The following is a 26,342-nucleotide window of genomic DNA, read 5'->3' on the forward strand; positions in this document are numbered from 1 at the left end:
GCGTGGGCCGAGGGGTAGCCGCCGGAGACAGGACGCCCATGCTCGAGATTCGCGCTTTCACGGAGTCCGACCGCCCCGCGCTGCGCGAGCTGTTCGGCCGCGCGGGGGAGGGTGCTCCGTCCGCTTCGCTGTGGGGACACCGGGATTCCGAGGCGGCCGTCTACCTCGACCCGTACATGGACCTGGAGCCGGGCTCGCTGTTCGTCGCCGTGCTCGACGGAGCTCTGGTCGGCTACCTGGCGGGTTGCCGCGACAGCTCGGCGTTTCCCCGTGAGAGCAAGCGCATGGACACGGCCATCAGGGCGCACCGCCTGTTCCTCCGGGCGCGACCCGCGGCCTTCTTCGCCCGGAGCCTGGCCGACATGGCGTGGGCGGCGGCGCGGCGCAGACCCACCGCGGGCGACTTCGACGACGCGCGCTGGCCCGCGCACCTGCACATCAACGTGGAGCCCCGAGCCAGGGGAACCGGTGCCGCCGACGGGCTGATGTCCCGCTGGCTCGACCTGCTCCGGGAGACCGGCTCGCCCGGGTGCCACCTGCAGACCCTGTGCGAGAACACCCGCGCGGTGCGGTTCTTCGAACGCGTGGGCTTCGTCCGGCACGGCCCGACCCCGCCGGTTCCCGGCCTCCGGCACCACGGCGGACGCGTTCACCAGCAGACCATGGTCTGGAGCCCGTGACCGTCGCCGACGGGCTTCCGCCCCGACCAGCGAGTGTCCATTGTAGACACCTTCATTACGGGCGAGTCCAATGTAGACAGATTCGGACTCCGGAAACCACTACCCGCGAGGAGAACCGGAGCAAGCCGCAAGCCGGGGGTTGCCGCACGAGCGCGGCAACCCCCGGGACGGCGGTTGGCTCGGCTCAGTCGAGCAGCGCCCAGGTCGCGGTGCACTGCGCCGAGACCGTCACGAGCTGGGGCTCCAGGTTCAGCTCGCCCACGTCGACCGAGGCCATCTCGTACGAGCGCGCGGCGGCGAACGTCGCGACGCCGTCCTGGCCGCCGTCGGCGAGCCGCAGCAGCGGGCCGAGCTGGGCGCCCAGGGCGGCGGCGTAGCCCTCGGCCCGGCGCCGGGCGTCCGACACGGCCCGGTGCTGGGCCTCCCACACCGCCTCGTGGTCGTCGGACAGCTCCCAGTTCGGCCCGTTCAGGTTCGCCGGCTCGGCCGCCACCAGCCGACCGACCAGCTCCTCCAGCACCGCGGGATCGGTCACCCTGAGCACGTAGCGCTGCTCGGCCCGCGCGCCGGAGACCCGGTCGCGCTCCCAGTTCTCCATCACCGCCAGCTGACGGGACCGCACGTCCACCCCGGGCGTCGCGAGCAACGGCTCGACGTCGGCGACCCGCGCGTTCAGCGCGGACACCGCCTCGGCCCGATCGCGCCCCTTGACGGCGAAGGTCGCCCACAGCTCCGCCCGGTCCGCGGTCCGCTCGGTCTCACCACTGCCCCTGGTCACCACTTCGGCCATGGGCTCCAGCGAACCGCCAACCGGGCCGCCTCGCAACGATCCCGCCCGACGGGTTCGCCTAGTCGCGGAGCGCGGGGCGGGCGGCCGGCGGGCGGACCGGGGCCGGCGGGAGGCCCAGCGGGTGCTGGAGCCGGCAGACCGCGACGCCGAGCCGGCCCACCGACCTGGCGATCGCGGCGCCCTGGCCGTTGTGCAGCGCCCGGTGCCACCACCGCCGCGGCCGCACCTCGCCGACCAGCACCACCACGTGGCGCTCCTGGCGGCCCCGCACCCAGCGGGCGATCGTGGGGCCGAGCCCGCCGGGGCCCCGCTCCACCAGCGTCAGCGGCACGTCCGGGTGCCACGCCTCCCACCCGCGCTGGAGCTCGGCCGCGCCCGGTCCGCCGTCGCCGGTGACGACGTGCACCGCGACCACGCGCTCGCCCAGCGACAGCGCCGTGGACAGGCAGCGCGAGGTCAGGACCGACAGCCCGGCCACCGGCACCACCACGACCGACTCGTCCCTGCGCGGCCGCTCCAGCGGTTGCCCGAGGCCCAACGCCCGGCCGATGGCCTGGTAGGCCAGGTTGACCCTGGTCAACAGCACTACGAGCAGCGGGAGCACCACCGCGACGAGCCATGCGCCGTCGGTGAACTTCACGGCGGTGACCACGGCCGCGCAGGCCGCCGTCACCACCGCGCCGGTGGCGTTGAGCGCGAGCCGCCACCGCCAGCCCCGGCCCCGCGTCCGCAGCCAGTGGCGCACCATGCCCGCCTGGCACAACGCGAAGCCCACGAAGACGCCGATCGCGAACATCGGCACGAGCAGGTCCAGCCGCCCGCCCGTGGCCACCAGCAGCACGGCGCTGAGCGCCGCGAGCACGAGCACGCCGGCGCGGTGCACGAGGCGGTCCGCCTTCAGCCCGAACGCGTGCGGCAGGAAGTGGTCCCTGGACAGCCGCGCCGCCAGCACCGGCAGGCCGCCGAAGGAGGTGTTCGCGGCCAGGGCGAGCAGCAGCACCGTCGCCAGCTGCACGACGACGTACCCGAACCCGGTGCCGAACGACCCCTCCACGAGCAGCGACAACAGCGTGCGGCCCTCGACCGGCCGCACGTCGAACCGCTCGACGAGCACGGCGAGGCCGAGCAGCAGACCCCCGAGGAGCAGGCCGAGCAGCGCCTCCGCCCGTGCCGCGCGCCTCGGCGCCGGCGACCGGAAGGCCGGGGTGGCGTTGGCGATGGCCTCCACGCCCGTCAGCGCGGAGCAGCCGTTGGCGAACGCCGCGACCACCAGCAGCAGTCCCACGCCCGCCGTGGTCTGGGCCTGGCTGGGGGCGGGCAGCGGGCTCACCGGCTCGCCCCGGACGAGGCCGAGCACGACGACGGCCGCCAACGCGACCACGAACACCACGGCCGGCAACGCGAAGGCGCGGGCGCTGGCCACCACGCCCCGCAGGTTCACCAGCGTGATCACGGCCAGCGCGCCGAGGCACAGCTCGGTGGTCCACGGCAGCAGCCCGGGCACGGCCGAGGTCAGCGCGGCGACGCCGGCGGCGACCGACACGGCCGCGTTCAGCACGTAGTCGATGATCAGCGAGGCGGCGGCGACCAGCCCGGCGCGCTGACCGAGGTTGCGCCGGGCGACGGTGTAGGCGCCGCCGCCGTCCGGGTAGGCGACGATCACCTGCCGGTAGGCCAGCACGAGGAGCGCCAGCAGCAGGACGATCGCGGCCGTGACCGGGAGGGTCCACGCGACGCCCGCGCCGCCGGCGGCCGCGAGGCCGAGGACGACCTGCTCCGGGCCGTAGGACACCGAGGCCAGGGCGTCCAGCCCCAGCGCGGCCACGCCGGTCAGCACACCGAGCCGGAACCGGTGGTCGCCGCCGGCGACCGCGCCGGTCCCGGCGACCGCCGATGGGGGTTTGTCGGCCGTTTCTGTTGCCACGGCACGGACTCTGCGTCCGGCCCCGCCCGGTTCCGGAACCCCCTTGACGCGCTCCTGATCCTTTCCTGCGCGATCCAGACGTGCTCCTGACGCCGCCCTCGGCCGGGCGGTGTCGCCCGGCCAGGGGGCCGCCGGCTGGGGCCGACCGCTAGGCGGTGCCGCCGAGCCGCTGCTCGAAGAGCTGACCAGGCCAGTCGCCGACGTGGAAGCGCTCCGTGGGCGTGAACCCGTTCCGGGTGTAGTACCGGATCAGGCTGCCGTCACCGCCGGCGTAGCAGTCGACGCGCACCAGGTCGATGCCGCGCTCCCGGGCGATGTCCCTGGCGTGGTCGAGCAGCGTCGACCCCACGCGGTGGCCGGCGTACTCGCGCGCGGTCAGCAGCAGTCGGACGTACAGCTCACGCTCGTCCGCGGGCGTGATGTAGCGGGTGGGTTCCTCGGCCACGCACAGCGTGCCGGCCGGGTTCCCGTCGATCTCCGCGATCCAGAACCCGTCCTCGGCGGCGGTCTTCTGCACGAACTCGACGCGCTCGGGGTTGCTCGACCACGGCTTGTCGCCCCACTGCCCGGAGCGCCCGTGCGCGACCAGCCAGGCGACGGCGTCGTCGAACATCTTCAGCACGGCGGGGGCGTCGGCCGGTCCACCAGGTCGGATCTTCACTCCACGCCTCCTGTCGCGCCGCGCGCTTCGCGCTTCCACCACCTCGACTGTGCGCCCGACTGTCGCACATCGTATGCGATATTGGAAGGACGAAGATCCCTCGTCCGGCCCAGCCCCGCCATCACCCCTCCGGGCGAACGACACCCCCCTCGCGCTCTCTGCCCAGATATCGGGATACGGCTAGAGAGGCGGATAACGTCCCAGCGTGGACCCGGTGCGCAACCCGTTCGCGCCCGGAGCCGGCCAGCGGCCGCCCGAGCTGGCCGGCCGGGACCGTGAGCTGTCGGCGTTCGAGGTCGTGCTGGAGCGCGTGGCGCGGGGCCGGCCCGAGCGCAGCCTGGTGCTGACGGGCCTGCGGGGCGTGGGCAAGACGGTTCTGCTCGGGGAGCTGCGGTCGATGGCGCTCCGCAGGGGCTGGGGCTCGGGCAAGGTGGAGGCCCGCCCGGACGCCGGGCTGCGGCGCCCGCTCGCGGCGGCGTTGCACCGGGCCGTCCGCGACCTCGCCGTCCGGCACCGCGCCCCCGACCGGGTGGACGCCGTGCTGGGCGTGCTGAAGGCGTTCGCCCTGCGGGCCGCCGAGGACGGGGCGAAGCTGCGCGACCGCTGGCAACCCGGCATCGACGTGCCCGCCGCGCGGGGCAGGGCGGACTCCGGCGACATCGAGATCGACCTGGTCGAGCTGTTCACCGACGTCGCCGAGCTCGCGGCCGACGTCGGCACCGGGGTGGCGCTGCTGGTGGACGAGATGCAGGACGTGCGCCCGGCGGACGTCTCGGCCCTGTGCGCGTCGTGCCACGAGCTCGCCCAGTCGGGCGCGCCGCTGGTCGTGGTCGGCGCCGGCCTGCCCCACCTGCCGGCGGTGCTCTCGGCCAGCAAGTCCTACTCCGAGCGGCTGTTCCGGTACGTGTCCGTGGACCGGCTGACCCGGGCCGAGCACCACCGGGCGGTGACGGCGCCGGTCGAGCGGGAGGGCGCCGGGATCACGCCGGACGCCGTCGCGGCGCTGTTCGAGGCGTCGGGCGGCTACCCGTACTTCGTGCAGGCCTACAGCAAGGCCGCGTGGGACGCGGCGCCGACCGACCCGATCACGGCCGAGGACGTGGCGGTGGCGGCCCCGGAGGCGGACGGGGAGCTGGCCGTCGGGTTCTTCGGCTCGCGGTACGAACGCGCGACGCCCGCGGAGCGGGAGTACCTGGTGGCGATGGCCGAGCTGACCGGGGGCAGGGACGAGGCGGTGGCCACCGCCGGGGTGGCGGACCACCTGGGCCGCCGGCCGTCCTCCCTCTCGCCGGCGCGGGACAGCCTGTTGAAGAAGGGGCTGGTCTTCTCGGCGGAGCGGGGGCGGATCGCCTTCACCGTGCCGCACTTCGGCCGGTTCCTCCTGCGGGCCTGACGGCCCGCGCGCCGCTCGGCGAAACGGTCGTCCACCGCGGGGCGACCTGCGTCACGCACTTTATAGATCTTTTCCTAGACAACCCGAGAAAACCTGATCGTGATAGGCGGAGCGTGAGCCCTGGCTCACAGTCCGGGCCGGGGCCGCGTTACAGCAATGTCCGACAGATCACAGATCTGACCGCAAGACAGCCGGCGTTCACCCCGGGTTCGCCAACGAATCGTCGGTTTGTGCGCCACCTCACCGATGAATCGGGTGCGAACCCCCTCGCCGATAGCGCATACTTGCTGTGCCGCCGAAGAGACAACACCCCAAGGGGATGAGAAAAGTGAACCTGGCCGCGAAGATCCGCGCCCGTCGTGCTCAGGCCCGGACTCGCCGCGCAGTGACCCGTGCGATCGACGCCGCCGCCACTCCGGCGCTGCGGCACGAGCTGATGGTGATCGCTCAGAGCCAGTTGAACTCCCTCCGCTGAGCGGATCGCCGTGGTGGACGCCCAACCTCGACCGGGCAGCCCTCCCGCCACGGCGCGCTCCGGAGGCTTGAGCGGCCTCGGTGCACCTCCCGCGCACCGAGGCCGCTCTTTTTCTTTCCACCGGTCGAGTGAAATACTGCGGCCGCGTTCGGGGCCTTGTGCCAGGTGACCGGCGTCACCAACTCGAATGGGTGTAACACCGTCGAGTAAGGAACCGATGTTCCAGACGACCCCGCGGTGCTGTCGGACCCCCGACCTGGCAGCACCGCGGGGTTTCCCATGTCCGGCCCTCGGCGCTGTGGACAACGCGCGACAGGGGCACCCGTGACAGCCGCGTGATCAAACCCGCGCATGCGACCGGGCGCGGTGCGCGGTCCGCGCGAGCCCCCCAACGAGAACGGCCGGGCAGGGGGCGGTCCCCGTGCCCGGCCGTTCGCGGTCGCCGGCGTCAGCCGATGTCGAACGCCTTCGGCGGAGTGCGGTTGTCGGCGTGGTCGAGGCCGATGGCGCAGTAGCGCCACGGCGCCCCCGACTTCTTCAGGAAGGCCGGGATGCGCAGGTAGGTCCGGTACCCGGCGGGGTCAGCGCAGTCGGTGGTGGCCCTGGGGCCGTACTTGATCTCGTAGCCGGTGATCTCCCAGGGCTGGAAGATCGGGTTCACCACCCAGCTGTCGTCCGACTCCCACGCGTCGACGACGGGCGCCACGGTCGGCGGGGTGTCGTCCACCCGGACCGAGGTGAGCGACGCGAACCGGTGCGGCTGCCAGCCCCGGCCCACGGTCGGGCTCGGACCGCCCACCGCGCACAGCACGTACAGGTTCTCGCCCTTCGGCACGAGGTCGTCGAAGACGGGCCGGTCGGCGAGCGCGAACACCGAGCCGTAGCCGGCCGGGTCGGTGCAGTCGGTCGTCCCGAACGGGCCGACCTTGACCTGGGCATAGCGCGCGCCGTTGCCGGTGAGGGCGGCCTGCCAGCGGACCGGGCCGGAGCCGCCGTCCGCCTGCGGCACCCGCGACTGCGTCACGGGCCGCTGCTGGTTCACCACGAGCGGCTGCCCGGGGTCCAGCGCGCAGCGGGGGGACTTCGGCGTGAACTCCGAGCCCGCGAGGCACCCGCCGAGGACGCCCACCGGGATCGCGTAGGACGTGCCCTTCCTGGCGACGACACCGTCCTTCCCGGCCTCGCAGGGCCGACCGAGCAGGCACTCGCCCAGGTAGCCGGGCTCCACAGTCGTGTTGGTTAGCGCGACGACCCGGTCGGCCCCGGCCCGGACCACCGGCGAGCCGGACGAGCCGCCGACGATGCCCGCGCAGTCGTTGGAGATCGCGCCCGTCCACAGCCAGGGGCCCTCGGCGACGTTGGCGGCGGCGCCGGCCCGGCAGCGGGAGTGCCGCAGGAACTGCTGGTCCTCGGGGATGTCGTTGACCGGCGCGTGCGCCACCTCCACGGCCTCCCCGGCCGCCGGCGCCCGGCCGTCCAGCCGCAGCGGCCGCACGTCGATCTTCCCGAGCTCGCCGTACGTGGTGTCCAGCTCGATGACGGCGACGTCCACCACCTTCATGGTGGCGTAGCGGACGCTGCGCACCGGGAACGCGCGGTGCTGGGCGACGGTGTCGACGAAGTAGGCCGGGGTGAACCGCCACCCCGAGCCCTCCTGCCCGGTGGGCTGGTCGACCCGCACCTCGTTGGTCGTCAGGTCCTGGGAGACGCAGTGCCCGTTGGTCACGACCAGCGCCCGCGCGTCCGGCCGCACCTGTCCCTCGCCGGCGACCACGCTCGCCGTGCAGTGGATTCCGTCGTTGTTGACGAGCCGCCCGACGGCGCGGAAGCGCTTCGCGGCCGGGTCGGTGGACCGCAGCAGCGGCGCGTCCACCCCGGCCCGGGGCTGTTCGGTCGGACTGGCGGTCGCGGCCCCAGGAGTCGTGGCCGCGGTGGGCGCGGCCCCCGCGGGGGCGGCGACCGTCAACAGGCCGCCCATCACCGCGGCCGCCACGATCGCGCCGGCGGTTCGTTGCGCTGTGCTCATGCTCTCCCCTCTGGTTCGAGCGCCCGACCCGCGGTGGCGGGTCGGGTGAGTCCCGGTGTGCCACCGGTCAGGAGGCACCCGGTTGAGCTACGGGTGACGGCTGTGCGCCCTCTCACGAGTGACAGGTGAGCCCAGCCACAGTCCACGGTGCGACCAGGCGGGTCGAAGATCAACCGCCCATGGGTCGCTCGATGACCGCTGGAATGATCGGACGGGTAACGGGTCACCTGTCGTTCAGGAAAGCGGGGTAGCAGGGTCGTGAACGACCTGGTATTCGGGGCGATCAACGGGTTGGCCGGCCTCAGCCCGCTGTTCGACGCGGTCGGCCGGTTCGCCGCCGGCCCGCTGATCTACCTGCTGTTCGCCGCCGGCGGGGTGTCCCTGCTGCTGGCCATGCGCGGCCGGACCCGAACGGACAACCTGTGGATGGTCGGTCAGGTGGGCGCCGCGCTCGCGCTCGGCTTCCTGGTCAACCGGGTGCTGCGCTGGATGGAGCTGTCCCGCCGCCCGTTCGAGAGCCGACCGGTCGTCCAGCTCGTGCAGCACGAGCCGGGGGTGTCCTTCCCCAGCAACCACGCGACCGCCGCGGTGACCGTGGCCCTGGTCGTGGGCGTGTTCGTCTCCGCGACCTGGGGGCTCGCGCTGGGCGTTCCCGCCGCGCTGGTCGCGTTGTCCCGCGTCTTCGTGGGCGTGCACTGGCCGGCCGACATCCTCTGCGGCGCCGTCGTCGGCCTGGTGGCGACGCTGCTGGTGCGGTGGGCCGCCCGCCTGCTCCGGGACCGGTTCCCGAGATCGGGCGGGGGCGGCGTCGAGGCCCCCCGCCTGGTCTCCGCGCCCCGCGCCGAGGTCGACGCCGAGACCGTCGTGCTGGTCCGCGACCCCGACCAGACCGTGGTGCTGCCGCGCGTCCGCTGACCACCCCGCGCCCTCGACGCCGTCGACGGGTGCCCGGCCGGCTCCCCGGCCGGGCACCCGTCGTTCTCCCGGTGTTCCACCCGCCGTCACCTCGCCGGCGGAGGACGCGTCCCCCGCTCAGCAGAGGACCAACAGGTCGAGGTGGTCGACCACCGGCGCCGGGTGGTCCTCCGCCGCCACCGACGCCCACATCCGGTTCATGCCCTCCGCGAACTCCTCGTCGCTGAGGCCCCGCAGCACGGTGTCCGCCTCCCTGCGGATGCGCTCAGCCGCGACCCGCAGGCTCGGCGCGGTCTGCTGCGGCACCAGCCCCAGCGACAGCACCCGCTCGAACCCGGCGTCGGCGAACGCCGCGCAGACCCGCTCCACCGTGGGGAACGCGGACAGCTCCCGCGTGGCCTCCGGGAAGTAGCGGAACAGCCGCACGCCCTCGTGCCGGCCGGGGAAGACGCTGCGGATCAGCACCGGGGCGCCGAGGCAGAGCACCCGGCGCAGCTCGCGCGCGGCCGCGTCGAGGTCGGTGACGTGGTGGATCGCCGTCGAGATCCACGCCGCGTCGGCGGCGTCGTCCGCCAGCGGCAGCGACTCCGCCGTCCCGGCGACCACGTCGACCAGCGGGTGCGCCGGGATCAACGCCCGCATCGCGGGCGAGGGGTCCACGGCGGTCACCCGCACGTCGAACCACTCGGCGAAGGCGGTCGCGAACGCGCCCGTGCCGGCGCCCACGTCGACGACCAGCTCGGAGCCCCTGACGTACGGCTCGACCGCCGCCCGCCACCACACCAACCCCTCGCGGGGCACCTCCCGCGCGGTTCGGTAGGCCGCCGCGGTGGTGTGGTCGTAAGGGATCAGCGACATCCCGCCGATTCCACCGCCCCCGGCGCCGGCTGTCCAGCCCCGACGGGGACGTCGGCGCCGACGTCCCCGTGGAGGTCGTGATCCAGCGGCCTGGACGTCATCCGGCCTCGGGGGCGTCGTCGAACAGGAACTCGCGCACGATCCCGACCAGCTCGTCGGGCCGCTCGAACAGGACCAGGTGCCCGCTGTCCAGCTCGACGTACCGGCTGCCCGCGATCGCCTCGTGCAGCGCCCGGGTGTGCTCGACCGGCACCATCTGGTCCTGCCGGTTGCCGACCACCAGGGTCGGCGCGGTCACCAGGTGCGTACGGTCACGGATGTCGGCCCGCAGGTCGAGGTCGGCCTGGCGCAGCACGCCGGGCGCGGGGCTGGAGCCGGCGAGCAGCTGGGCCAGGCCCTGGTGCCCGAGGCCGCTGAGGTACCCCGGGCTGAAGCCGGACAGGGTGAGGAACCGCACGAGCAGCCCGGGGTCGGTGCTCCCCAGCCGGCGCCACATGTCGAAGTGGAGCTGGTGGCGCGGGTCGTCGTGGCGCACCCACCCGGCGAGCAGCACGAGCCGGCGCACGCGCTCCGAGTGCTTGGCGGCGAGCGCGGCCGCGACCACCGCCCCGAGCGAGAAGCCGAGCAGGTCCACCGGCTCCCCGCTGACGGCGTCGGTCGCCGCGACGACCTGCTCCACGAGCTGGTCCAGGGTGAGCGGGCCGCCGCCGTCGGTGGTCTCCCCGCTGCCCGAGTAGTCGGGCGTGATGACGGTGCGCCGGTCGGCGAAGCGGTCGACCAGGTGGCCGAAGTTGGCCCGTGCGTCACCTCCGCTGCCGTGGACCATCACCAGCCCGGGGCCGCTGCCCGTGACCTCGTAGTGAACGGTGGAACCAGCAGTGCGGACGCTGGGCATCGGATCTCCCCTTCGGTTCTGGTGTCCCGCGGGGCGAAAGCTAGACCTTCACATCAATGTGAGAGTCAACTCCGTCCGGCGGGGCAGTGCGCCATCGCACCCACCGCCCCGGCGGCGACCGCCCGCGGAACAACCCGGCGCACGCCGGTGTTCGCTGGTGCGTCGCTGCGATCTTCAGCGGCTCGGCTCCACTGAGTGGGAGGCAACGCCCGTGCACGTGTTCGAGGTCAACGACGGCGAGTTGATCGGTTCCCTGACCGCGCAGGCGAAGGAGCGGGGAGTCACCGACGGCGCGATCGTCGCTCTGATCGGCGGCGTCGACAGCTTCACCGTCTCGACCATGTCCGCCGACGACGCGACGAAGGAACTGATCACCGACTACGACCTCCCCGGCGAGATGCACGGCTCCGGTGAGATCAAGGACGGAGCGGTCCACATCCACGTGACGATGGCGGTCGAAGGCGACCGCGCGGTGTCCGGGCACCTGCACCGGGCACAGATCGGAGCCTGGTTCGCGCGGGCCTACGTGATCCCCGTGAAGTAGAGGGCCACGGACGCGGCGCCCTTCAGTCTGAGGGGCGTTCGTGCGCGCCCGCTTCCCCGGACCGGTCGGGGAGGCGGGCGCTTCTCCCCCTCTCCCCGACGCGGATGCGTCCGGGTCGGCTCGTGGGCGTCTCCCCCACTCGACGCGGGTAGCGACCCCTGTCTCGTCCCACCAAGTGGACGCCGGAACAGGCGGAGCGCGCGGGGCGTTCGAGCCCGCGTGACCCATACCAAGCGTGCCCGTGTCCGCGCCCCCGAGCTGGTGGGCCGGGGTTGGTTGAACACCGGCGGCGAGCCGATCGCGCTCGCCGACCTGCGCGGCAAGATCACGCTCCTGGACTTCTGGACGTTCTGCTGCATCAACTGCCTGCACGTCCTGGACGAGTTGCGCCCGCTGGAGGCCGAGTTCGCCGACGTGCTCGTGACGATCGGCGTGCACTCGCCGAAGTTCGTGCACGAGGCCGACCCGGACGCGCTGGCCGCCGCCGTCGAGCGGTACGAGGTGCACCACCCGGTCCTGGACGACCCCGAGCTGGTCACCTGGCAGGCGTACGCGGTCAAGGCGTGGCCGACGCTGGTGGTGGTCGACCCCGAGGGCTACGTCGTGCACGTGGCGGCCGGCGAGGGCCACGCGGAGGCGTTGCGCCGCGTGATCACCGAGCTGGTCGCCGAGCACGAGGCCAAGGGCACGCTGCACCGCGGCGACGGCCCCTACGTCCCGCCGCCCGCCCCGGAGACCGCCCTGCGGTTCCCGGCGAAGGTCGTGGCGCTGCCGGACTCCCTGCTGGTGTCCGACTCCGCGCACCACAGCCTGGTCGAGCTGGCCGCGGACGGGGACGGCGCCGACGGCTCGCCGCTGCGCCGGATCGGCTCCGGCGAGCGCGGCCGCGCGGACGGCGCGCCCGGCGAGGCGAGCTTCTCCGAGCCGAGCGGCCTGGCGGTGCTGCCGCCCGAGGTCGCCGCCCGCGTCGGCTACGACGTCGTGGTCGCCGACACGGTCAACCACCTCCTGCGGGGCGTCCGGCTCTCGGACGGCCACGTGACCACCGTCGCGGGCACCGGCCAGCAGTGGCGCGACGGCGACGACGCCGGCCCCGCGCTGGCGGTCGACCTGACCAGCCCGTGGGACGTGGCCTGGTGGGAGCCGGCCGGCGGCGTCGTGGTGGCGATGGCCGGCAACCACACGCTCGGCCTGTTCGACCCGGTCGCGGGCACGGTCCGCCGGTTCGCCGGCACCACCGTGGAGGGCCTGCGGGACGGGGCCGCGGAGGAGGCGTTCTTCGCGCAGACGAGCGGCCTCGCCGTCGTCGGCGACCGGCTGTGGCTCGCCGACTCGGAGACCTCGGCGCTGCGCTGGGTGCAGGCCTCCCCGGACGGGGGATTCACCGTTCACACGGCCGTGGGCACCGGGCTGTTCGACTTCGGGCACCGCGACGGCCCCGCGGACCAGGCGCTGCTCCAGCACCCGCTGGGCGTGGCCGCGCTGCCGGACGGCAGCGTCGCGGTCTGCGACACCTACAACGGGGCGGTCCGCCGCTACGACCCGGCGACCGGGGAGGTGTCCACGCTGGCCGGGGACCTGGCCGAGCCCTCGGGCGCGGTGGTGGCCGACGGCGAGCTGGTGGTCGTCGCCTCGGCGGCGCACCGGCTGGAGCGCCCGGTGCCGCCCGGGGTGTCGGCCCGGCTCGTGGCCGGCGACGCGCACCAGGTGCGCCGGCCGCCGACCGACCTGGCCGCCGGCGAGGTCGAGCTGGCCGTCGTGTTCACGCCGCCGCCCGGCCAGAAGCTGGACGAGCGCTACGGCCCGTCGACCCGCCTGGAGGTGACCTGCTCGCCGCCCGAGCTGCTGGTGGAGGGGACCGGCGCGGGCACCGGGCTGACCCGCCGGCTCGTGGTCTCGGACGCGGTGGAGGCGGGCGTGCTGCACGTCGTCGCGCAGGCCGCGAGCTGCGACGACGACCCGGCGGTCGAGCACCCGGTGTGCCGGCTCACCCGACAGGACTGGGGAGTGCCGGTCAGGGTGGTTTCGACCGGGCCGGACCGCCTCGCGCTGGTGCTGGGCGGGCTGGATGACTCCGGCCTGTGACCAGTGGCGATGCCGACATACCCGAGTGGGGCATCAAGCGCGGGAAGTAGACTCCCGGGGTGCCTGAAGCCAAGCTCGAGATCCAGATGCTGCACGACCGGGTCATGGTCCGGGTCTCGCAGGAGGCGGGGGAGCGGCGCAGCAGCGGGGGCATCCTCATCCCGGCCACCGCGCAGGTCGCGAAGCGACTGGCGTGGGGCGAGGTCTGCGGGGTCGGCAACCACGTCCGCACCGTGAAGGTCGGCGACCGGGTGCTGTTCAACCCGGAGGAGCAGTTCGAGGTCGAGGTGCAGGGCCAGGCCTACCTGGTCATGCGCGAACGCGACCTGCACGCCGTCGCCAACGAGCGCACCGAGCACGGCACGGGTCTGTACCTCTGAGTCGTGATCCGGCTGTGACGCCGACCGGGTAGGGATGACGACTCGCCCCGCAGGTCGATCGCAGAAGGGGGAGCTGGTGCCGGAGGAGCAGCGCAGGGAGTCCGAGGCGGAGCGGACCGTCGTGCTGTCGGCGGTCACCGGTCGTCCGTCCGGCACGACCCCGGCCGACAGACCGGGCGGCCCGTCCGCCCGGTCGTCCGACATCACCCCGGACGAGGAGTTCAGGAACCACACTGTGGCCCAGATCACCCCAGGGCAACCGGAGGTCGGCCACCGGCATCCACCCGTCGTGGACCCCGCCGACCAGCCGACGGTGGCGCACGAACCGGTGAGTGAGCAGCCCGTGCCCGACCGGCCCCAGTCCGAACCCACCATCCGGCACCGCCTCGACGCGGACGACCCGGACCCGACCACGCGCGCGTCCGCCGAGCAGCCGACCGTGGCGTGGCCCACCCCCGCCGACCACGCCTCCCTCGCGGCGCGGGTCGACCAGCCCACGGAGCGGACGGCGATCGTCCGCCCTTTCGTCGACCAGCCCACGCTGACCTCGCCCACGCCCGCCCCGTCCGCGGCCGCGCCGTCCACCGGAGCGGCTGAGCCGGCCGCCGAGCGCACGACGGTGGTGCAGCCGGTCGTCCCCCGCGGTGAGGCCACCGAGGTCGTCGCGGAGCAGGACGGCCCCGTCGAGGGTTCCGGCGAGCGGACCGTGGTGCTCGCGCCGGTCGCCACGGCGGCGGCCACCACCGTCGCCGCGGCCGCCGCCGAGCCGGAGACCCGGTCGGCGGGCACCGCCACCGCGTTGCTCGACCCGCCGGCGGAGCCGGCCGCGGAGCGCGACGCCGACCGGACCGAGCCGCCCCCTGGCGGGGAGACCAGGGCCGACCGCCGCCGGCAGGCCCGGCGGGCCGGGATCGTCGCCGGCGCCGTGGGCGGCGCCCTCGTCCTGCTGTACGGGCTCGACCTCGCGCTCAGCCAGGGCTCGGTGCCCAGGGGCGTCACCGTCGCCGGGGTCGAGGTGGGCGGCATGGAGCCCGCCGCCGCCGAGCAGAAGCTGCGCGAGCAGATCGGCCCGCGACTGGGCAAGCCGGTCCAGGTCCGCGCCGGCGACGTGCAGGCGAGCCTCGACCCGAAGTCCTCCGGCCTGGAGCTGGACTGGGCGCGCACGATCGCCGACGCCGGCGAGCAGTCCCTCAACCCGTGGACCCGGCTGACCTCGTTCTTCAGCACGCGCGAGGTCGGCGTGGCGAGCCGCACCGACCAGACCAAGCTCACCGCCGCCCTGGAGGCGTTGCGCCCGAAGACCGACCGGGAGGCGGCCGAGGGCACGATCCGCTTCGAGGGCGTCAAGCCGGTGGCGGTGGACCCGAAGCCGGGGCAGAAGCTCGACGTGCCGCAGGCGGTCAACGAGCTGCTGCCGCACTGGGCCGACGGCACGACCCTCTCCCTGCCCGTGACCACGGTTCCGGTGAAGACGACGCCGGACGGGGTGCGCAAGGCGCTCGACGAGATCGCGAAGCCCGCCGTCTCCGGTCCGGTCACGGTGCAGGGCGAGGGCAAGAACGGCACGCTCGAGCCGGCCGTGATCGCCTCCGCGCTGACCTTCCAGCCCGGCGACAACGGCGGCCTGACGCCGAAACTGGACGAGAACAAGATCACCGAAGCGGTGCGGCCGCAGCTCAAGGACACCGAGCAGCCGGGCAAGGACGCGAAGATCTCGCTGGCCAGCGGGGCGCCGGTGGTCGAGCCCTCCCAGGAGGGGCGGGGCATCGACTACGCCAAGACCTTCGCGCCGCTGCCCGACGTGCTGCGCAGGGCGCAGGACCGGACGGTGAAGGCCGAGTACGGCAAGCAGCCGGCGAAGTTCACCACCGAGCAGGCCAACCAGCTCGGCGTCAAGGAAGTGATCGCCGAGTTCAAGACCGGCGGGTTCGCCGCCGACTCCGGCCACAACATCCGGCTGGCCGCCGAGAAGATGAACGGCGCGGTCGTCAAGCCGGGCGAGACGTTCAGCATGAACCGGCAGACCGGCCCGCGCACCGCCGCCACCGGCTACATCGGGGCCGGCATCATCAACGACGGCAAGCCCGACCGCGCGGTCGGCGGCGGTGTCTCGCAGATGGCGACCACGCTGTACAACGCGGCCTACTACGCCGGCATGACCGACGCGGGGCACACGCCGCACAGCTACTGGATCAACCGGTACCCGAAGGGCCGGGAGGCGACCGTCTTCCAGAACCCCGACGGCAGCAGCGTGATCGACCTGCAGTTCCGCAACGACACCAAGACCGGTGTGCTGATCGAGACCATCTGGACGCCGTCGTCGATCACTGTCCGGTTCTGGGGCACGAAGACGTACCAGATCGAGGGGCTCACCGGCGCGGAGACGAACCAGACCGACCCGCCGGTGAAGCACAGCAAGCCCGGTGAGCAGTGCGTGGCAGCCGCCGGCACGCACGGGTTCACGGTCACCGACACCCGGGTGATCAAGGACCTGGGCGGTCGGGAAATCAAGCGGGAGTCGCGGTCGGTGCGCTACGACGGCCAGCCGAAGATCGTCTGCACACCGCAGGACGACCACAAGCCGAACGGCTGAGCAGCTGGCTCCGGCGCCCGCGGCGGCGCCGATCCGAGTTCGACGCGGGGCGCCTCTCGGGGCGCCCCGCTCGCGTTCCCAGGTCAGCCCCCACCCGCCCTGGGGGGCGAGCCCTGCTCCAGCCTATCGGCGCGCCACCCGACGCCCAAGCGGTTCCCCGCCGCCTGTGGACAAGTCGGCGGGGTTGTGGACAGCCGTTTGACAACAACCCGAACCCGTGCTCGCCAAGGGCTGGCACCACCTCCGACAAGGCCCGCCCTCCGCCAGCGCGCCAAATTCCCCATCGCCCGGTTCCGCCGCCCCTTGGGAAAAGCCGTCCGAACACCGCGTCCCGTTTCCCGCCCGAACCGCTCCGCCATTTCAGCCCACGGTGTTCCGCTTCTCCGCACGCGCGTCGTAAGCGGCGCGCGCGGCGTTCACCTGCGGCATGTTGTCCTCCACCCAGCCCCGGAGCGCGGCTAGGTGCCACGCGATGCCCTCCCCCAGTTCGGTGAGCGCGTACTCCACGCTCGGCGGAGTTGTGGGGTAGACGGATCGGGTGACGAGGCCGTCACGCTCCAGCGTCCGCAGGATCTGGGTCAGCACCTTCTGGCTGATGCCCTCCACCCGTCGGCGGAGCTGGCAGAACCGTTGTGGGCGCTCCGTCAGCGCGCTCACGACCAGCACCGTCCACTTGTTCGCGACCAGTTCCAGCACACCCCGGCTCGGGCAGTTCCGCAGATAGGCGTCCCTCGGCCGTTCCCGCAGGTCGGAAGCAGTTTCCACAGGACACCTACATAACGGAAAGGTGCCTTCTGGTCAACGGAAACCCACTGACTCAGGATGGGAGCAGAGCAGGAAACGCGGAAAGGAAGAGCATGGCGACAATGCGCCTGGTTCGGCAGCACGAGTTCGGGGGACCCGAGGTGCTGTGCGTGGAGGAGGTCGAGCGTCCCCGGCCGTGGATCGGCGAGGTGCTGGTGCGGGTGCGCGCCGCCGGCGTGAACCCGGTCGACTGGAAGACCCGGGCGGGGCACGGGGTCCCGGGAGCGCTCACGCTGCCCATGACCGTCGGGTGGGACATCTCCGGCGTGGTCGAGGAGGTCGGCCCCGGGGTGTCCCTGTTCCAGCCCGGCGACGAGGTCTTCGGGATGCCGGCGTTCCCGCGCCAGGCCGCCGCCTACGCCGACTACGCGGTCGCCGCGACCCGGCAGCTGGCCCGCAAGCCCGCCGGCGTGGACCACGTGACAGCGGCCGGGCTCCCCCTGGCCGGCCTCACGGCGTGGCAGTTCCTGGTGGACACCGCGAAGGTCGCGGCGGGGCAACGGGTCCTCGTCCACGCGGCGGCCGGCGGGGTGGGCCACCTCGCGGTCCAGATCGCGAAGCTCCGGGGCGCGCACGTGATCGGGACGGCGCGCGCGGAGAAGCACGAGTTCCTGCGCGGCCTGGGCGTCGACGAGGTGATCGACTACACGGCGGTCGACTTCACCCGCGCGGTGTCCGACGTGGACGTCGTGATCGACCTGGTCGGCGGCGAGACGGGGCTGCGCTCGGTGGAGGTGCTGCGCTCCGGCGGCCTGCTGCTGACCGCACCGACCCACGAGCCGGAGATGCAGGCGGCGGCCGAGGCGCGGGGCGTGCGCTACGGCGTCGTCATCGTCGAGCCGGACCACGCCGCGCTGGCGGAGCTGGCCGCGCTGGTGGACAGCGGCCGCCTGCGCGTCGAGGTGGACTCGGTGTTCCCGCTGGCGGAGGTCGGGAAGGCGCACGAGCGCGGGGAGACCGGCCGCGCCCAGGGCAAGATCGTTCTCACGACCTGAGCGGGCCACGGGGAACGGAACGGGGCGGGACCCGGAGAGGTCCCGCCCCGTCGCGCCGAACCTGGCTCAGAACGCGGACTCGTCCACGTCCATCAGCGAGTTGTCGGTCGCCTCGGTGATCCGGCGGCGGGCCGACAGCTCGGGCAGCACGTTCTTGGCGAAGAACGAGGCCACCGCGATCTTGCCCTCGTAGAACGCCTTGTCCTTGGCCGAGGCGCCGGCGTCGAGCGCGGCCAGCGCGATCTCGGCCTGGCGCAGCAACTGCCAGCCGACCAGCAGGTCGCCGGCGCTCATCAGCAGGCGGACCGAGCTCTGGCCCACCTTGTAGATGTTGCGCACGTCCTCCTGCGACGAGGTCAGGAAGCCGATCATCGCGCCGAGCATGCCCTGCAGGTCCTCCAGGGCCTGCCTGAGCAGCGCGCGCTCCTCCTTCAGGCGGCCGTTGCCGCCCTCGGACTCCAGGAACTTCTGGATCTCGCCGGCGACGAGGGCCAGGGCCTGGCCCTTGTCCCGAACGATCTTGCGGAAGAAGAAGTCCAGCGACTGGATGGCGGTGGTGCCCTCGTACAGGGTGTCGATCTTCGAGTCGCGGATGTACTGCTCGATCGGGTAGTCCTGCAGGAAGCCGGAGCCGCCCAGGGTCTGCAGCGACTGCGCGAGCATCTCGTAGCCGCGCTCGGAGCCGACGCCCTTGACGATCGGCAGCAGCAGGTCGTTGACCCGCTCGGCCAGTTCGACGTCGTCGCCGGCGGCGATCCGGTCCTGGAAGGACGCGGTGTACAGGTACACCGCGCGCAGGCCCTCGGCGTACGCCTTCTGCAGCATCAGGCTGCGCCGCACGTCCGGGTGGTTGATGATCGCCACGCGGGGGGCGGTCTTGTCCGTCATCCGGGTCAGGTCGGCGCTCTGCACCCGCTCCTTGGCGAACTCCAGCGCCGTCAGGTAGCCGGTGGAGAGGGTGGCGATGGCCTTGGTGCCGACCATCATGCGGGCGTACTCGATGACCTGGAACATCTGCGCGATGCCGTCGTGCACCTCGCCCAGCAGCCAGCCCTTGGCCGGGACGCCGTGCTGGCCGAAGGTGACCTCGCAGGTGGTGGAGACCTTCAGGCCCATCTTGTGCTCGACGTTGGTGACGAAGGCGCCGTTGCGCTCGCCCGGCTCGCCGGTCTCGGTGTCGAAGAGGAACTTCGGCACCAGGAACAGGCTGAGGCCCTTGGTGCCCGCCTTCGCCTCGATGCCGGGGCCCTCGGGGCGGGCCAGCACCAGGTGCATGATGTTCTCGGTCATGTCCTGGTCACCGGACGTGATGAAGCGCTTGACGCCCTCCAGGTGCCAGGAGCCGTCCTCCTGGAGCACGGCCTTGGTGCGGCCGGCGCCCACGTCCGAGCCGGCGTCCGGCTCGGTGAGGACCATGGTGGCGCCCCAGCCCCGGTCGATCATGATCTGGGCCCAGCGCTTCTGCTCCTCGGTGCCGTTGCGGTGCACGACGGAGGCGAAGTTCGGGCCGGCCATGTACATGTAGATGGCCGGGTTGGCGCCCAGGATCAGCTCGGAGGCGGCCCACTGCACGGTGGGCGGGATGCCGAAGCCGCCGAGCTCGTTCGGCAGCGCCAGGCGGTACCACTCGCCGTCCCAGAGCGCCTTGAAGGACTTCTTGAACGACTCGGGCAGGGTCGCGCTGTGCGTCGCGGGGTCGAACACCGGCGGGTTGCGGTCGGCGTCGGCGAAGGACTCGGCCAGCGGCCCGGTGGCCAGGTTGTTCAGCTCCGTGAGCACGCCCCTGGCGGTGTCCTCGTCGGCCTGTTCGAACGGCCCGGTGCCCAGCCGCTCCTGAACCCTGAGCACCTCGAAGAGGTTGAACTCCAGGTCCCGCAGGTTGCTCTTGTAGTGGCCCATCTCGTCAGCTCCCGTGTGCGTGCGGGTCGGCCGGCAGGGCACGCCCCCCTTACTGACCGGTAACAACGAGGGTATTACCGATGGGTAACCGCCGGCAAGTGCACTCCCTGAGACCCAGCGCACTCACCCGACCGCTCGTCGCGGAGGCGGCGATCGGTCGAACCGTTCAGCTTGGCCGATAGTGCCCGAAAAGGCGCCAACCGTGGTCTCTCTCCGCGTTCGCGGCGCTACTTTCCGTCCCCATGGGCGTTGACCTGTCCGCCGTCTGGGAGCTGCCCGACGTGCGCGAGGCCCTGGCGCGGCGGGACATGCGCGCGGTCTTCCGCGCGGTGTCCGCCGCCGGCCTCTCCCAACGGGAGATCGCCCAACGGACCGGGCAGAACCAGTCGGACGTCTCGGCCGTCGTCCACGGCCGCGAGGTCCAGTCCTACGACCTCCTCGTCCGCATCGCTGTCGGCCTCGGCATCCCCCGTGGTTACATGGGTCTCGCCTATTCCCCCGGCTGCGAGCCACGCTCGCCGGATCAGGAGGAGGACGAGGACGTGAAGCGCCGGCGGTTCCTCGCCCACGCGGGCCAGGTCGTCCTCGGCGCCGCCGTCTTCGGCGACCCCGAGCCGTTCTCGGTTGCTCCTTGGTCCCCCACACCGGCTCCGCGACGAATCGGCATGACCGATGTCGAACAGGTGCGACGCGCTACTGAGCACCTTCGCGCACTGGAGCTCGTGCACGGCGGGGGAGTAGTTCTTCCGGCGTTCGACGGGCACGCCCAAACAGCGGAAGGCCTCCTGAAAGCTCGTGCTGCGGACCAGGTGCGTCGGGAGATGTTCGGCGCGGTGGCCCTCCTCCGAGGCAGGGCGGCCGGGGCCGCTTACGACATGGGTTTGATGGATCACGCCCGTTCCCATCTTCTGCAGGGCATGAAGCTCGCGAGGGAAGGCGACCACCCCGCGATCCAGGCGTCACTCCTCCACAACGCAGGCTGCATCGAGCGACATGGCGGCGCGCCCGACGCCGCGCTCCGCCTCTTCTCTCTCGGCCACCTGTCGGCTTCGAACATCGGATGCCCACGGCTGCTGGCACTGCTGGAGATCAACGAAGCCTGGGCTCACGCCCAACTCGGGAACCGAGAACAGGCGACGCGTGCGATCGCAAGCGCCCGGGACAACTTCGCACGAGGTGAAACCGAGAACACGCCACCCTGGCTCTCCTGGTTCACTCTCGCGGAGGTGCGCTCGGTCGAGGGAGTTACCTGGGTGGCACTTGGCGAGGAGACCAAGGCGGTGAGCTCACTCCGCGAGGCGCTGCGCAACCGAACCAACGCCAACCTGCTCTCCCAGAGTTTCGAACTGGCGGAGTTGGGGGCCACGCACCTCCGCGATGGTGACCTGAGCGAGGGGGTGCGCCTGGGCATGAAGTCTCTTGACCTGGTCGGACCACTGCGGTCCCAACGCGCCCGAGACCGACTTGCGCCGCTCCAAACCGCCGCACTCCGCTCCGGGCGACAGGCCGCCGACCTCACCCACCGCATCACCCTCGCACGCAGAACCTGAAGCGGCAGAAACAATGCAACGCCGCAAGTTCCTCTCCCACGCGGGCCAAACGATTCTCAGCGCCGCCGTTTTCGGCGACCCCGGCCTTGCTTCGCCACAGCACATCGACACGACTCCGCTCCCTCACAGAGTGGGCATGTCGGATGTGCACCAGCTCGACGACGCGGTGCGCCGCTTGTTCGTCCTGGAGCGGACTCACGGCGGAGGCGTTGTCCTGCATCTTGCGGAGGGTCTGGCCAACTGGAGTCACCAAGTCCTCCGCGCCCAGGGGACAGAAGCGGTGCAGCACGCACTGCGAAGCGCGGTCGCTCGCCTCCACGGAAAGGTCGCATGGGCGGCCTACGACTTCGGTCTCCCCGACAAGGCTCGCCATCACCTCCTTGTCGGGCTGCAACTCGCCCGCGAAGCGGGAGACCCGTACGTCCAGGCGTATTTGCTCAACACCTCGGCTCGAGTGGAGATGCACAACGGCACGCCGGACACTGCCCTCCAGCTTCTCCAACTCGGATACACACCGGCCCTCGCGGCCCGGTCCTCCCTTCTGATCGCCCTCATGGAGTGCAAGATCGCGGGCGCCTACGCCAAGCTCGGCGCGCGGGACCCCGTGGTGCGAGCGCTGGCCACCGCGCGGGAGAGCTTCGACCGCGTGCCGCACGAAGAAAGCCCGAGTTGGCTTGAGTTCTTCTTCACCCGCGCGTCACTGGCGGGAGCCGAGGGCGTGGCGTGGGCGTCCTTGGGCGAAGAAGAACGCGCCATCAACGCGCTCACCGAAGCTCTCCGGAAACGAGGTGACGAGTCCCCTCTCGCCCAATCCTTCGAGCTGGCCGAATTGGGGGCCGCACACCTTCGCAATGGCGATACCAACGAGGGTGTTCGCATCGGCATGAAGTCGCTCGACCTCGTTGGACCACTGCGGTCACAACGCGCCCGGGATCGGCTCAAGCCCCTGCACGCCGCAGCCCTCCGTTCCGGACGACAGGCCGCGGACCTCACCCACCGCATCGCCCTCGCACGCAGAACCTGAAGCGGCAGAAACAATGCAACGCCGCAGGTTCCTCTCCCACGCAGGTCAAATGGTTCTCGGCGCCGCCGTCTTCAGGCCGCCTGCCGCTCATCCCCATCGGATCGGGATGGTGGACGTTCTCCAGGTCCAGCGGGCGGCGGAACAACTCGGATCGCTCGAAGCCCGATACGGGGGCGGAGTGGTCGGGGCTGCCCTCGCCGGAAAGGCGAAGTGGGCTGAAGGGCTGCTCCGTAGCCAGGCCAGCGACGAGGTGCGCGTCGCCCTGATGGGCGCAGTCGCCCAACTCCACAGGAAGGCGGCGTCCGCAGCGCTGGACATGGGTCGTGCCAGTGCGGGACGCCACCACCTGAGCCGTGGCATGGAGCTGGCGAAAGCTGGGAAACACGACGAACTACTCGTTTGCCTGCTCTACACCGCCGGCCGCGCCGAGCGTCACTCCGGCGACGACAGAAGCGCACTCCACCTGTTCCAGCTCGGGCACTCGCCCGCGACCGCAGCCCGGTCATGGCGTCTGCTCGCCCTCATGGAGATCAACAGTGCTGTTGCCTGGGCCAAGCTCGGAATGCGCGATCTCGCGGTTCAGTCGCACGCCCGCGCTTGTGAACACTTCGCTCTCGCCCAAGACGCGTCCGCTGACTGGCTCGGCTGGATTGACAGCGGCGAGATACGGGCGATGGAGGGCGTCATGTGGGCCACGCTGAGCGAAGAGGAGCGGGCCATCAGCGCCCTCGTCACCAGCCTGAGGCACCGAGGCGACAGCGCGCCCGTCTACTCGGCCTTCTCACTGGCCGAACTCGCGACTGCCCACCTGCGCAACGGAGACATCAACGAAGGGGTGCGGGTGGGGATGAACGCGGTCGATCTGGTCGAACCACTGCGGTCCCAACGCGCCCGAGACCGACTTGCGCCGCTCCGGGTCGCAGCGCTGAGCTCCGGACGGCAGGCCGGCGACCTCGTCCACCGCATCACCCTCGCGCGGAGGCGGTGAGGGCGACAGTGACAGCCCAGGCGAGGTAGGCGAGATTGACCACCAGGCGGGCGGCGACACCGGCGGGTCGGTCGAGGAGGCGGGGTCGGGTGCGGTGGGCGTGGCGCAGGGCGTCCAGGTGCGACACGAGGTAGGTCGTGATCAGCGCGGCGGCGGCCCATCCGCCCCACGTCCGCGTGTCGGGGAGGGCGAGCAGGCCGGCGGTCGCGATCTCGGCCAGTCCGCTGCCGGCGACGAGCAGGGCCGGCGCCGGCAGCCAGGCGGGCACCAGGGTTCTGAAGTAGCCCGGCAGCACGAAGTGGGCGACGCCGACCACGGCCAGGAACAGGGCGAGAGCGAGAGCCGCGAAGGTGGCCATGGGCCGATCGTGCGGGGCCGACGCGGCTGGTGTCTTGAACGGAACGATCGTCGGCTGGTCCTCGCCCTGGATCACGAGGTGGCGGTGTTCCGGGAGACGGGGCCGGCCGAGGTGCCGGGACACAGCCACCCGGTGTGGAAGCTGGTGTTGCCGGAGCGCGGCGGCGGTCTGCTCGTGCCGCCCGGACTGCGGCACTCGTGTGCGGCGTCCTCGGCCTTCACGGCGGTGTTCGTCGACCCGTGGTGCACGGGCATGCCCCCGGGCGGTCGGGTGTCGCATGTGGACGCACGCAGCGTGCGGCGGCTGCTCGACGCGCTCGGCGAGGACATGGACCTCGTGGCGTTGCGCGGTGAACTCTCCACGGTCCTCGGCCCCGCTCCCACTGTTGACCCACGGATCGCCCACGCCCTGCGGGAGTGCGGGCGGGCCGATCGGCTGGACGGGCTCGCGGCGCGGGTGGGTCTGTCTCCGTCGAGGCTGCGGGCGCTCGCGCGCGAGGCAGCCGGCATCCCGCTGAGCCGACTGCGGCAGTGGCGACGTCTCCGGTGGGCGGTCCGATTGCTCCCGCACAAGCCCACCGCCGAGGTGGCTGCCCTGGCGGGTTTCGCCGACCAGGCACATCTGACCCGCACGGCGCGTCGCCTGGTCGGTCGCACTCCCGGTTCCCTGCGCCCGCAGCGGCCCCAGTCACCCTGCCGGTAATTCGGGGACGTGCTGGTCGTGGTCCAGAGAATCAGAAGGTCATGGACCAAACGGCCGCGAGAGCGGGGACCACTGCGCTGCACAAAACGGAGAAAACATGGCGCTTCCCAGAAAAGGGTCCCGCCGCATCGTCGTCGACGGGGTGGTCTACCGGCGGCGGCTGCGTGGCAGACCGACATACGACCAGGGTTCGGGCATGTCGCCGTGCACCTACGCGGTCGAGGACGGGGAACGGCCCGGCACGACCCTCGTGGTGACGACCAACCAGGTCCACCCCAGCAACTGGGTCGGAGGGGTGGCCGTGCCCGTTCGACCGGCGGATGTCGCGGACAGCATTCGCGCGGCGCTGGCCAGGGGATGGACGCCCACGAAGCACGGGTCGCCGTTCCTGCTCGACCGCTCGGAAGGATTCGTCTCCGCACTCTGATCGTTGCCGTGCCAGAAAGAACAGAAGTGGGGATGAAATGGAGGAGCGGGTTTCCCGACCCGTGGTCGGGAAACCCGCTCCTGGTGTGAATCGCCTGGTCAGGCGACGTCGAGCAGCTCCACCTCGAAGAGCAGGGTGGCGTTCGGCGGGATCACGCCGGGGAAGCCGCGCTCGCCGTAGGCCAGGGGCCCCGGGATCGTCAGCTTGCGGACGCCGCCGACCTTCATGCCGGCCACGCCGAGGTCCCAGCCCTGGATGACCATCCCGGCGCCGAGCGGGAACGAGAAGCCCTCACCGCGGTCCCGGGACGAGTCGAACTTCGTGCCGTCGGTCAGCGTGCCCACGTAGTGCACGGTGACCGTGTTGCCGGGCCGGGCCTCCGCGCCGCCGCCGACACGCACGTCCTCGATCCCCAACTGCTGCTCAGTCATGTTTTCCTACCTGGTTGACGGTCGAACCACCTCAGGCTAGGCGATGCCGCAGCCAGACGTTCGGCTCGACGTAGACCGCGTGGTCGTGCTCCACCGACACGTGGACCGGCGCCAGCGCGTCCGGCACCTCCACCTCGCCGCTGCGGTCGAAGGGCAGGCCGGTCCACTCCCGCCACTGCGCCAGGCTGCCGGCGATCGACATGGACGCCGGGCACACCCTGACCACCTCCGCGCCGAGCCGCACGTGCACGCGCAGCCACGGGTCCTCGGGCAAGCCGTCCGGCCGCCGACGCCGCACGTACTCGGCCAACGGCACCCGCGGCTCCCGGTGCTTGTGGTTCGGCCTGAGGGGAACGAGGAGGTCCGTCAGCCCGAGCGCGGCCACGTTGGCCCGCATCCCGGCCGCGAGCAGCGAGGACAACCCCCGTCCCTGGTAGTCCGGGGCGAGCACGACCTCCAGCGCCGAGGCCGCGGTGGGCGCGGCGTCGTCGTCGGCGTCCCGGACCGCCTGCGCGAGGACCGCGTCCCACCCGCCGGGCGGGAGGCTGTCGAGGTCCCCGTCCCAGGCGAGCGGCACGGCGTGCGCCCGGCCGACCACGCTGCTGCCACCCGCGCCGTCCCGGTCGAGCAGGAGCACCTGGTACTGCGGGAAGCGCTCGACGAGCACGTCGAGCAGCGCCGCCGTGGGGTCCTCCAGCATGAAGGGCGGCCACGTGGTGTCGAGGTCCCACATGGCCGGCGCCAGGTCGGGCCGGTCCGCGAGCGTCACAAGATCCACCGCGCCAGTCTCCGCCGCCCCGACCGGGTGGCCAAGGTGTTGACTCCGCGTCAGAACACCCGAACAGGTGAAACCTGGTTGGGGCTTCCGGCCGAGCAGAAACCGCTAGCCGGCACATTCGGTCCGGATGTCGCCGCATCCCCCACCCAGCGGATCGACATCCCGCG

Annotated in this window: 25 protein-coding genes; 14 read left to right on the forward strand and 11 right to left on the reverse strand. The window is 72.4% G+C overall.

Translation table 11 applies throughout. The features are described from left to right. Positions 1-38 precede the first annotated feature (38 nt). Positions 39-680, forward strand: coding sequence for a GNAT family N-acetyltransferase (locus BUE43_RS02300; protein WP_073479626.1), 642 nt, complete (start codon positions 39-41; stop codon positions 678-680). Between the two features lie 184 nt (positions 681-864). Here the strand turns inward: BUE43_RS02300 and BUE43_RS02305 are convergent, their stop codons facing one another. From BUE43_RS02305 to BUE43_RS02315, 3 genes are all read right to left on the reverse strand, one after another. Continuing rightward, a complete protein-coding gene (locus BUE43_RS02305; protein WP_073479627.1) occupies positions 865-1,470 on the reverse strand; it encodes an SIMPL domain-containing protein in 606 nt (201 codons plus the stop codon). 58 nt (positions 1,471-1,528) lie between these two features. Beyond that, positions 1,529-3,394 carry an APC family permease gene (locus BUE43_RS02310; RefSeq protein ID WP_073479628.1) on the reverse strand — a complete coding sequence of 622 codons (1,866 nt, stop codon included), beginning with the start codon at positions 3,392-3,394 and terminating at the stop codon, positions 1,529-1,531. Positions 3,395-3,542: 148 nt separating this feature from the next. Beyond that, entirely contained in the window at positions 3,543-4,007 is a 465-nt protein-coding gene (locus tag BUE43_RS02315; protein ID WP_073480204.1) for a GNAT family N-acetyltransferase, read from the reverse strand. Positions 4,008-4,260: 253 nt separating this feature from the next. On the opposite strand from BUE43_RS02315, the gene BUE43_RS02320 reads away from it, so the two are divergent. Next, a complete protein-coding gene (locus tag BUE43_RS02320; protein ID WP_073479629.1) occupies positions 4,261-5,448 on the forward strand; it encodes an ATP-binding protein in 1,188 nt (395 codons plus the stop codon). A gap of 328 nt (positions 5,449-5,776) precedes the next feature. Further along, a complete protein-coding gene (locus BUE43_RS34590) occupies positions 5,777-5,923 on the forward strand; it encodes a hypothetical protein (RefSeq protein ID WP_200797389.1) in 147 nt (48 codons plus the stop codon). Positions 5,924-6,371: 448 nt separating this feature from the next. On the opposite strand, the gene BUE43_RS02325 is transcribed toward BUE43_RS34590, so the two are convergent. Then, positions 6,372-7,949, reverse strand: a complete 1,578-nt coding sequence (locus BUE43_RS02325; protein WP_073479630.1) for a trypsin-like serine peptidase — start codon at positions 7,947-7,949, stop codon at positions 6,372-6,374. A 258-nt stretch (positions 7,950-8,207) separates the two neighbouring features. On the opposite strand from BUE43_RS02325, the gene BUE43_RS02330 reads away from it, so the two are divergent. Beyond that, a complete protein-coding gene (locus BUE43_RS02330; protein ID WP_073479631.1) occupies positions 8,208-8,864 on the forward strand; it encodes a phosphatase PAP2 family protein in 657 nt (218 codons plus the stop codon). A gap of 117 nt (positions 8,865-8,981) precedes the next feature. Here BUE43_RS02330 and BUE43_RS02335 read toward each other — a convergent pair whose 3' ends face one another. After that, positions 8,982-9,722, reverse strand: coding sequence for a class I SAM-dependent methyltransferase (locus BUE43_RS02335; protein WP_073479632.1), 741 nt, complete (start codon positions 9,720-9,722; stop codon positions 8,982-8,984). Between the two features lie 97 nt (positions 9,723-9,819). Further along, complete coding sequence (locus BUE43_RS02340; RefSeq protein ID WP_073479633.1) at positions 9,820-10,617, reverse strand: alpha/beta fold hydrolase; 798 nt, start codon at positions 10,615-10,617, stop codon at positions 9,820-9,822. A 211-nt stretch (positions 10,618-10,828) separates the two neighbouring features. Between BUE43_RS02340 and BUE43_RS02345 the strand changes: the two genes are divergently transcribed. The 4 genes from BUE43_RS02345 (at position 10,829) to BUE43_RS02360 (ending at position 16,219) form a co-directional block, all read left to right on the forward strand. After that, positions 10,829-11,161, forward strand: a complete 333-nt coding sequence (locus BUE43_RS02345) for a PCC domain-containing protein (protein ID WP_073479634.1) — start codon at positions 10,829-10,831, stop codon at positions 11,159-11,161. A 219-nt stretch (positions 11,162-11,380) separates the two neighbouring features. After that, complete coding sequence (locus BUE43_RS02350) at positions 11,381-13,246, forward strand: NHL domain-containing thioredoxin family protein (RefSeq protein WP_073479635.1); 1,866 nt, start codon at positions 11,381-11,383, stop codon at positions 13,244-13,246. 59 nt (positions 13,247-13,305) lie between these two features. After that, positions 13,306-13,626 carry a GroES family chaperonin gene (locus tag BUE43_RS02355; RefSeq protein WP_073479636.1) on the forward strand — a complete coding sequence of 107 codons (321 nt, stop codon included), beginning with the start codon at positions 13,306-13,308 and terminating at the stop codon, positions 13,624-13,626. Positions 13,627-13,702: 76 nt separating this feature from the next. Then, positions 13,703-16,219: a VanW family protein gene (locus BUE43_RS02360; protein WP_073479637.1), complete on the forward strand. Its 2,517-nt coding sequence runs from the start codon at positions 13,703-13,705 to the stop codon at positions 16,217-16,219. Between the two features lie 360 nt (positions 16,220-16,579). On the opposite strand, the gene BUE43_RS02365 is transcribed toward BUE43_RS02360, so the two are convergent. Beyond that, a complete protein-coding gene (locus BUE43_RS02365) occupies positions 16,580-16,984 on the reverse strand; it encodes a winged helix-turn-helix transcriptional regulator (protein ID WP_234995490.1) in 405 nt (134 codons plus the stop codon). A 101-nt stretch (positions 16,985-17,085) separates the two neighbouring features. Here BUE43_RS02365 and BUE43_RS02370 point away from each other — a divergent pair, with 101 nt between their 5' ends. Further along, positions 17,086-18,018: an NADP-dependent oxidoreductase gene (locus BUE43_RS02370; RefSeq protein WP_073479638.1), complete on the forward strand. Its 933-nt coding sequence runs from the start codon at positions 17,086-17,088 to the stop codon at positions 18,016-18,018. A gap of 66 nt (positions 18,019-18,084) precedes the next feature. On the opposite strand, the gene BUE43_RS02375 is transcribed toward BUE43_RS02370, so the two are convergent. Further along, positions 18,085-19,917, reverse strand: a complete 1,833-nt coding sequence (locus BUE43_RS02375; RefSeq protein WP_073479639.1) for an acyl-CoA dehydrogenase — start codon at positions 19,915-19,917, stop codon at positions 18,085-18,087. Positions 19,918-20,159: 242 nt separating this feature from the next. Here BUE43_RS02375 and BUE43_RS02380 point away from each other — a divergent pair, with 242 nt between their 5' ends. The 3 genes from BUE43_RS02380 (at position 20,160) to BUE43_RS02390 (ending at position 23,479) form a co-directional block, all read left to right on the forward strand. Continuing rightward, positions 20,160-21,467, forward strand: a complete 1,308-nt coding sequence (locus BUE43_RS02380) for a helix-turn-helix domain-containing protein (protein WP_073479640.1) — start codon at positions 20,160-20,162, stop codon at positions 21,465-21,467. A gap of 136 nt (positions 21,468-21,603) precedes the next feature. Further along, complete coding sequence (locus BUE43_RS02385) at positions 21,604-22,491, forward strand: NsdA family TPR-like regulatory protein (RefSeq protein ID WP_143173904.1); 888 nt, start codon at positions 21,604-21,606, stop codon at positions 22,489-22,491. A gap of 109 nt (positions 22,492-22,600) precedes the next feature. Then, entirely contained in the window at positions 22,601-23,479 is an 879-nt protein-coding gene (locus BUE43_RS02390; protein WP_143173905.1) for an NsdA family TPR-like regulatory protein, read from the forward strand. Here BUE43_RS02390 and BUE43_RS02395 read toward each other — a convergent pair. Next, positions 23,457-23,837 carry a DoxX family protein gene (locus BUE43_RS02395; RefSeq protein WP_073479643.1) on the reverse strand — a complete coding sequence of 127 codons (381 nt, stop codon included), beginning with the start codon at positions 23,835-23,837 and terminating at the stop codon, positions 23,457-23,459. The two genes, BUE43_RS02390 and BUE43_RS02395, sit on opposite strands and share 23 nt — an antisense overlap. A gap of 84 nt (positions 23,838-23,921) precedes the next feature. Between BUE43_RS02395 and BUE43_RS32530 the strand changes: the two genes are divergently transcribed. Together BUE43_RS32530 and BUE43_RS02405 are read left to right on the forward strand one after the other, a co-directional pair. Continuing rightward, positions 23,922-24,539 (forward strand): helix-turn-helix transcriptional regulator, encoded by a 618-nt coding sequence (locus BUE43_RS32530; RefSeq protein WP_234995491.1) that lies wholly within the window; start codon positions 23,922-23,924, stop codon positions 24,537-24,539. Positions 24,540-24,636: 97 nt separating this feature from the next. Further along, positions 24,637-24,966: a hypothetical protein gene (locus BUE43_RS02405; RefSeq protein ID WP_073479644.1), complete on the forward strand. Its 330-nt coding sequence runs from the start codon at positions 24,637-24,639 to the stop codon at positions 24,964-24,966. A gap of 98 nt (positions 24,967-25,064) precedes the next feature. Here the strand turns inward: BUE43_RS02405 and BUE43_RS02410 are convergent, their stop codons facing one another. Beyond that, positions 25,065-25,397, reverse strand: a complete 333-nt coding sequence (locus BUE43_RS02410; protein ID WP_073479645.1) for an FKBP-type peptidyl-prolyl cis-trans isomerase — start codon at positions 25,395-25,397, stop codon at positions 25,065-25,067. A 31-nt stretch (positions 25,398-25,428) separates the two neighbouring features. Continuing rightward, entirely contained in the window at positions 25,429-26,175 is a 747-nt protein-coding gene (locus tag BUE43_RS02415; protein ID WP_234995492.1) for an N-acetyltransferase, read from the reverse strand. Positions 26,176-26,342 lie beyond the last annotated feature (167 nt).

Source organism: Streptoalloteichus hindustanus, from assembly GCF_900129375.1.
Lineage (GTDB): Bacteria > Actinomycetota > Actinomycetes > Mycobacteriales > Pseudonocardiaceae > Streptoalloteichus > Streptoalloteichus hindustanus.

Bases quoted from the DNA above. Each gene is read 5' to 3' on its own strand.
- BUE43_RS02300 (WP_073479626.1), top strand. From the start codon at position 39: ATGCTCGAGATTCGCGCTTTCACGGAGTCCGACCGCCCCGCGCTGCGC.
- BUE43_RS02305 (WP_073479627.1), bottom strand. From the start codon at position 1,470: ATGGCCGAAGTGGTGACCAGGGGCAGTGGTGAGACCGAGCGGACCGCG.
- BUE43_RS02315 (WP_073480204.1), bottom strand. From the start codon at position 4,007: ATGTTCGACGACGCCGTCGCCTGGCTGGTCGCGCACGGGCGCTCCGGG.
- BUE43_RS02325 (WP_073479630.1), bottom strand. From the start codon at position 7,949: ATGAGCACAGCGCAACGAACCGCCGGCGCGATCGTGGCGGCCGCGGTG.
- BUE43_RS02335 (WP_073479632.1), bottom strand. From the start codon at position 9,722: ATGTCGCTGATCCCTTACGACCACACCACCGCGGCGGCCTACCGAACC.
- BUE43_RS02340 (WP_073479633.1), bottom strand. From the start codon at position 10,617: ATGCCCAGCGTCCGCACTGCTGGTTCCACCGTTCACTACGAGGTCACG.
- BUE43_RS02370 (WP_073479638.1), top strand. From the start codon at position 17,086: ATGCGCCTGGTTCGGCAGCACGAGTTCGGGGGACCCGAGGTGCTGTGC.
- BUE43_RS02375 (WP_073479639.1), bottom strand. From the start codon at position 19,917: ATGGGCCACTACAAGAGCAACCTGCGGGACCTGGAGTTCAACCTCTTC.
- BUE43_RS02380 (WP_073479640.1), top strand. From the start codon at position 20,160: ATGGGCGTTGACCTGTCCGCCGTCTGGGAGCTGCCCGACGTGCGCGAG.
- BUE43_RS02385 (WP_143173904.1), top strand. From the start codon at position 21,604: ATGTCGGATGTGCACCAGCTCGACGACGCGGTGCGCCGCTTGTTCGTC.
- BUE43_RS02395 (WP_073479643.1), bottom strand. From the start codon at position 23,837: ATGGCCACCTTCGCGGCTCTCGCTCTCGCCCTGTTCCTGGCCGTGGTC.
- BUE43_RS02405 (WP_073479644.1), top strand. From the start codon at position 24,637: ATGGCGCTTCCCAGAAAAGGGTCCCGCCGCATCGTCGTCGACGGGGTG.
- BUE43_RS02410 (WP_073479645.1), bottom strand. From the start codon at position 25,397: ATGACTGAGCAGCAGTTGGGGATCGAGGACGTGCGTGTCGGCGGCGGC.